Annotated in this window: 7 protein-coding genes and 1 tRNA gene; 2 read left to right on the plus strand and 6 right to left on the minus strand. The window is 57.5% G+C overall.

Going from position 1 to position 6,406, the window contains the following annotated elements:
- Window position 1: 1 nt before the first annotated feature.
- From tssK to ACMGEE_RS21065, 6 genes are all read right to left on the minus strand, one after another.
- Window positions 2-1,342: a type VI secretion system baseplate subunit TssK gene (tssK, locus tag ACMGEE_RS21040; protein ID WP_369895226.1), complete on the minus strand. Its 1,341-nt coding sequence runs from the start codon at window positions 1,340-1,342 to the stop codon at window positions 2-4.
- Window positions 1,343-1,366: 24 nt separating this feature from the next.
- Entirely contained in the window at window positions 1,367-1,858 is a 492-nt protein-coding gene (gene tssJ / locus ACMGEE_RS21045) for a type VI secretion system lipoprotein TssJ (protein WP_301253429.1), read from the minus strand.
- A gap of 32 nt (window positions 1,859-1,890) precedes the next feature.
- Window positions 1,891-2,388, minus strand: coding sequence for an SH3 domain-containing protein (locus tag ACMGEE_RS21050; RefSeq protein ID WP_253455525.1), 498 nt, complete (start codon window positions 2,386-2,388; stop codon window positions 1,891-1,893).
- Window positions 2,389-3,270: 882 nt separating this feature from the next.
- Window positions 3,271-3,951: a pyrimidine 5'-nucleotidase gene (yjjG, locus tag ACMGEE_RS21055; RefSeq protein WP_253455527.1), complete on the minus strand. Its 681-nt coding sequence runs from the start codon at window positions 3,949-3,951 to the stop codon at window positions 3,271-3,273.
- 9 nt (window positions 3,952-3,960) lie between these two features.
- The gene (gene rimI, locus ACMGEE_RS21060; protein ID WP_253455529.1) at window positions 3,961-4,401 is read right to left on the minus strand and encodes a ribosomal protein S18-alanine N-acetyltransferase; all 441 of its coding nucleotides are present in this window, start codon (window positions 4,399-4,401) and stop codon (window positions 3,961-3,963) included.
- Window positions 4,364-4,783 carry a DNA polymerase III subunit psi gene (locus ACMGEE_RS21065; RefSeq protein WP_394148725.1) on the minus strand — a complete coding sequence of 140 codons (420 nt, stop codon included), beginning with the start codon at window positions 4,781-4,783 and terminating at the stop codon, window positions 4,364-4,366. The genes rimI and ACMGEE_RS21065 overlap by 38 nt, the downstream gene beginning before the upstream one ends.
- Window positions 4,784-4,889: 106 nt before the next feature.
- On the opposite strand from ACMGEE_RS21065, the gene rsmC reads away from it, so the two are divergent.
- Together rsmC and ACMGEE_RS21075 are read left to right on the plus strand one after the other, a co-directional pair.
- Window positions 4,890-5,924 (plus strand): 16S rRNA (guanine(1207)-N(2))-methyltransferase RsmC, encoded by a 1,035-nt coding sequence (gene rsmC, locus ACMGEE_RS21070; RefSeq protein ID WP_301253432.1) that lies wholly within the window; start codon window positions 4,890-4,892, stop codon window positions 5,922-5,924.
- 285 nt (window positions 5,925-6,209) lie between these two features.
- A tRNA-Leu gene (locus ACMGEE_RS21075) sits at window positions 6,210-6,296 on the plus strand.
- Window positions 6,297-6,406 lie beyond the last annotated feature (110 nt).

Raw genomic sequence — 6,406 nt, forward strand, 5'->3', positions numbered from 1 at the left:
GTCAGGCGGAATGACTACGAATGGCCCAGAATTCCATGGCGAGGCCGGGAAAATCACCGGCCAGATGAAGCGCGAAGGTGCCGGACTTTTCCATTTCCTGCCAAAGCTCGCTGCCCTTATCCAGTTCGAAATAGCTGTAGCCGGCGTGCCACGGGATCTGCGGCGGCGCGACCGACATCGGGCGCAGGATCATGCCCGGCAGCTGTAGCTGCACCAGATCGCGGATTTTTGTCACCGGCGCGACTTTCATCTGCGCGGGGAAGTGGGTCAGCAGCGTATCGGCGGGCACGCTGGCGCGCACCGCCAGCACAAAGCCGAACTCGCGCACCATCGAGCTGGTTGGCACCGTCGCCACGTTCAGGCCGTGCGAGCGTTCGGTCAACGGCAGCTGCACGGCATTTTCTTCCAGCACCTGCGACAGCCCCTGACGCAGCATCAGCATCAGCCTGCCAAAGCAGCGAGCCAAATCGTCATGGTCGTAAACCGGCAGCGAAGCGTCCGGGAAACGCTGCGGCGTGTAGGTCGCCAGCTCGCAGGCAAACGCCAGCCAGCTGGCGAACAGCGTTTCCGGGTGCAGCAGCGGCAGGTTTTTCAGGTGGCTGACGTGGCCCAGATGGTGGTTAACCAGCGCCAGCAGCATAAAGTCGACCATATCCGCAGTATTGAAACGCCCCGGCTGCTGGAGCCGCTGGCCGATCTGCTGGCTGCGCTGCTGCAACAGGCCCGGCATATCGTTGAGGTAGTCGCTAAGCTGCGGGCTGGCGCCGCAGTTCAGCATCGGTGGAATATAGCCGCTTTCCAGCCGCACCTGATTGCTGCGCTTCTCCAGCACTTTTACCACGGCCATCGCCGTCCATTCGGCGCTCAGCTCGCTTTCCAGCATCAGGCGCAGGCGCAGCTTGCCAAACTGCACAGCGGCCGGGCTGACCGACAGCGCGTTGCAGTCATCCACCTCTTGCTCAAACGTGATATAGCGCGCCAGCGAGTCGGCGGTTTCGCTGAAAATTACCTCGTCGCGGCCGTTGCGACGCGCGGGCAGCGCCAGCAGCACTTTTTCGCTGCCCTGACCGTCCGGTATCGCCAGCGGCGGCGGGCCGTTTTTGCCGTCACGAAACGAGAAGAAGGTGCCGTCGGGCAGCAGGCCGCTGGCCGAACTGAGGGCGACTTTGCCCTGGCGCAGCAGCGCCTCGTCAATTTCGTAGTCGAGAAAGCCCCACATATAGGGCCGCTGCGCCTGGCCCCACTGATTCAGCAGGCTTTGCTGATAGCTTTCCGCCTGCTGAAAATGATGCGGGCGCAGGAACATGCCTTCGGTCCAGACCACTTTTTCTGCTTTGTTCATAAGGCTTCCGTTTTCAGGCTGGCGTCAGTGACTGACGGCAAGGAGTCCGCTGTCGTTAGCGATGAGGGTGGCCTGCAGCAGGCTGTCCGTCTGCTGCCAGATCGTGCTGGCGTCCGCGCCGGACGGCAACGGCAGCGCAAGGCGCCACTTTTTGCCGTCGAGCGACTGGTATTCTGCAAGCACGCCTATATAGCGAGCCTCGGCCGGCAACGGCCCGCTCAGGGTGTCGGCGCTTTTTCCGGGCATCAGGAAGAGTTGTTCGCTGTTCAGCAACGCGCCGCCCAGCAGGGCGCCCGTTTTGTTTTGCAGCGAATAAAAATCGGCGGACAGGAAATCGGCGTCGGACCGCAGCAGCAATACGCGCACCTTAAGCGGCGCGCCGTGATTAATCTGCGAAGGGTGCCTGAACGCCAGGCTGTAGTGAGAAGGTACGCTGTGCGAAGTGCAGCCTGTCAGCACGCTGAATGCCATCAGGAAAAGCGCCTGAAAGCTCAGGCGCAAAACGTTTCTGTTCATGATTATTAGCTACTGGATTATTAGCTACCGGATTAGTCGATTACCCAGGTTCCGCTGTTGCTGTTCTGGCAGGCTTTGCTGTCGCCATCCACCGCAACGCAGGTCTTTTTCGTCGGCGCGCGAACGCGTTTGCGGCGGGCATCGGCTTTTACGGTTTTATCGTAAAGGTCGCTTTTCACCACGGCGCGCAGCGGCACGTAACCAATCAGCTGCTCTTCTCCGCTTTCGGCGATGGCGAACCAGTTGTTCTCCACCGAGCCAAGCACGGTATAGGGCTTGCCGTTTTCCAGATGGCTGACCAGCTTGCCGCCGAAGTCAGGACGCGTCATCACCGAAGCGGCGTAAAGCGCCCGATACTCCTCGTTCACCGGGGTGAAGGAGAGCGGCGGCTGCACCGCATGACGATAGGTCAGCTTCACGCCGTCAACGGTGCTGGAAACGATCGTATCGTCGGTCATTGGCGGCGGCGGCGCCTTACATCCCGCCACAGTCAGAACAAAAAGCAGGCTTAGTGCAATTCGAATTTTCACCCGGGTCCTCATGATTTCTGTTTAAAAAGGCGTGCGCGAAAGCGCGACGGGAAGCGGCCCGGACAGGCCTGAAGCAAAAGTCTGCTATTGGCTGGCCGCACCACGTGGAAAAACAGCCCCCGCCGCGCCCGATTAGTACAATGGTTAACACAACCGAAGCGTTTCTGTTTACCCGCCAGCGGGAGAGCAACGTCTGGTTAGCGGATTAATTATTAAGCAAGCCGACGATTAAAACAGGCGCTGGCCGTGTTATAGCACCATTTAAAGCTGGACATTCAGCAATTTTTTACGGCCTGCCGCGCTCAATCCGGCTGGAAGTTAACCGTTCAGATAACCGTTTTTTCAGATTTTCTTTATTGATTATCCGCAGCAATTATGCGGACAAAAAAGGCAATAACGTCAGATAAATGAATGGATTAGTCCATTATTCTGCGCCACCATAGCTACCGCACGGGCCAGTGCTGAAGCAGGCTGCCCGTATAAAACCCAGGGATTAATACCCCCTTTTTTCGGCAAGTTTACAGAGTCTTTCCAATTATTCAACGTTACCCCCCGCCCCGGCAAAGCTTTAGCCTTGCTAATGTAAAAAAAATAAACAAAATTTGACCGTTCTGGCGCACATTTTCCCGAAAGCGCCCCTCTTTGATGATGTTTTCTTCATCTTCCAATTGCATTTAGCTACTAAAAAACAGGATTTAAATAACCAAATATTATATAGACACAGTCCGCACTGGCACTGAACTTTAATACAGGGGAGGAAGGTAATTTCGGGGAGAAAATAAAAAAGATAAAGTATCGGATGAGACGATTATTTCCGTCCCACCCAGTTACTTACGCTGACTAAAGAAAAATTGAGAGGTTTTTACTGCGCACAGGGCAAACTTAAGCAATCAGAATCTCTTCGAGTTCCTGTAGCGTGGCGACCTGCCAAGTGGGCGCTATGCCGTCGGGCAAAGGGCGGTTATCGGCGTTCAGCCAGCAGGTCGCCAGCCCGGCGCGCATTCCGCCCAGAATGTCGGAATCGGGGTTGTCGCCTACCATCATCACCCGCTCGCGCGAAGGATTGCCCATCTTTTCCAGCGCGTGATTGAAGATAGCCGGATGCGGCTTGGCGTGGCCGACCTGTTCGGAGATCACCAGCAGGTCGAAATAGTCCAGAAATCCGGTGCGCTCCAGGCGGGTTTGTTGCAGGGCGGTAAAGCCGTTGGTGATGATGCCCATCTTTACTTTACCCTTCAGGCGGTTGAGCAAATTCACCGCGCCGGTCAGCGGCAGGCAAAGCTCGGCCATCGCGCTCAGAAAACCGTTGTTGAGATCGAGCGGCGTGACGTTCAGCCTGTCGGCCCAGCCCTGGAAACGCTGGTGCTGTAGCTGAAGCGCGGTAATAGCGCCGTTCTGATACTCCACCCATAGCGGCTTGTTAACCGACTGGTATTGCTGATAATCATCCGGTGAGAACACCACGTCATACTGCTGAAACAGACGCTGCAATCCGGCGTACGCATCAAAGTGAAACAGCGTGTCGTCAGCGTCAAACAATATCCAGTCCCACTCTTTAAGCATTGGTTACCCTTAGATAGTTAGCGCCATGATAATGGCATCTTCTTTCCCCTCGGCGGTGGGGTAATAGTTGCGGCGTACCGATACCTCATTGAAATCGAGCTGCTGATAAAGCGCGATGGCAGCCCGATTCGAGGCGCGAACTTCCAGCCACAGCGTCAGCACGCCGCGCTGTTCCAGTTCGCCGATCAGATGTTGCAGCAGCGTCCGGCCAAGGCCGCGACGCTGGAAAGCCGGATCGACCGCGAGGTTGAACAGCGTGGCCTCATCCAGCACGATTTGCGTAATAGCGAAGGCCGCCATTTCCGTGCCGACATCCAGCCGGTAATTCAGATAGCGTTCGCCCTGGTTGCTGGCAAAGGTTTTTTCACTCCAGGGAAAAGCGTGGCTGCGCTGCTCAATGGCGAAAGCGCGGTCAAGATCTTGCGGCGTCAGTAAAGAAATCGGATTCATAGTGGGTGATCTGCTGCCAGAGCGCGCGTTTGGCGTCGGCATTATGGTAAAGCTCCGCCAGTACGGGCGAAGCGAGTTGAGCGCCGTCGATCGCGACCGGCTCGGCCAGGCCCAGGCACCAGCTGGGGCAGCGCGTGTCGTCAGGCAGCATAGCCAGCTGCTCCGGCGTCAGCGCCATCACCTCATGCTCGCGCATCAGCAGCGCGGCCAGCACGTCGCGGATCAGCGGATCGGTTAACGGCGGCGGCGTTTCCGCCACGATGATCAGCCGGATCTGTTCCGGCAGCGAAATAGAGACTTCGCCGTGCAGGGCGCGCGGACGCCGCAGCGTATACTGCGTAATACCCATCTGCTGTAATAACCAGTCACGTCTGGAAGACATCATTTTTCCCGTCTGGTCGCCCAATTGCGACGCTATGCTAGCAAACCCATCGAATCTGCGCCAACAAACCACTATAATCGCCGCTCTGATTTGTAAGGAGCCACCGATGTCCGCATTTACCCCGGCCAGTGAAGTGATACTGCGCCACAGTGATGAATTTACTCAACGCCGCGTGCTGTTTGCTGGCGATCTGCAGGATGACCTGCCCGCCCAACTGGATACCGCGCTGAGCCGGGTACATACCCAGCAATATCATCACTGGCAGATCCTCAGCCGCATGATGGGTGAAAATGCCTTTTATGGTCTGGTGGCGACGCCGGAAATGGTCGCCGACTGCGACACGCTGGTCTACTTCTGGCCAAAAAACAAGCCGGAAGCGCTGTTCCAGCTGGAAAACCTGCTCGCTTTACTGCCGGTCGGCAGCGAGCTGTTTATCGTCGGCGAAAACCGCAGCGGCGTGCGCAGCGCCACGGATATCGTGGAAGGCTGGGCCACCCTGAACAAGATCGACAGCGCGCGCCGCTGCGGACTTTATCACGGGCGGCTGGATGCGCAGCCAGAATTTGACGCTAAGGCGTACTGGAACGATTACGAGCTGGGCGATCTGACCATTAAAACGCTGCCGGGCGTGTTCAGCCGCGACGGCCTGGATGCGGGCAGCAACCTGCTGCTGTCCACGCTGACGCCGCATATGAAAGGCAAAGTGCTGGATATCGGCTGTGGCGCGGGCGTGCTTTCCGCTATGCTGGCGCGCTTCTCGCCGAAGGTTCGCCTGACGCTGACCGACGTTAACGCCGCAGCGGTAGAAGCGAGCAAAGCCACGCTGGCCGCCAATGAGCTGGAAGGCGAGGTCTTTGCCAGCAACGTCTATTCCGACGTGCAGGGGCGTTTCGATCTGATTATTTCCAATCCACCGTTCCATGACGGCATGCAGACCAGCCTGGATGCGGCGCAGACGCTGATCCGTGGTGCGGCTAAGCATCTGAATATGGGCGGGGAGCTGCGTATTGTCGCCAACGCCTTCCTGCCTTATGCGCAGGTACTGGATGAAACCTTCGGCAGCCACGAAGTGCTGGCGCAGACGGGCCGCTTTAAAGTCTATCGCGCCGTCTGGTCACGCGCGGCCAAAGCGAAGCGCTAATCCACTCCGTCCCGCACCTTTTTCGGTGCGGGACGCGGCCCTTTCTCCTTTTTGCACGCTGCCTGCCGTCTTCCTCTCTGCCAGATACCGCTTTTTGCTCGCTCCCTGCCATCTTCCTCTCTGCCAGATGCCGCTTTTTGCACACTGATTGCGCTGCCCGCCGCAACCCGATGACGCTTTTTGCAGCGATCGCCGCAGCCGCGTTAAATAACTGTTGACGTGTCGGGGAAAATCTCTAGAATGCGCCTCCGTGGTTGCAATATAACGTTGTTATGTTGACGGTACGCGAAGGTGGCGGAATTGGTAGACGCGCTAGCTTCAGGTGTTAGTGTCCTTACGGACGTGAGGGTTCAAGTCCCTCTCTTCGCACCAAAAACCACGTTATTCATATTACGCAGCATCTGCGCGAAGGTGGCGGAATTGGTAGACGCGCTAGCTTCAGGTGTTAGTGTTCTTACGGACGTGAGGGTTCAAGTCCCTCT

This window comes from Erwinia artemisiae (assembly GCF_051400835.1).
GTDB classification, from domain to species: Bacteria; Pseudomonadota; Gammaproteobacteria; order Enterobacterales; family Enterobacteriaceae; genus Erwinia; species Erwinia aeris.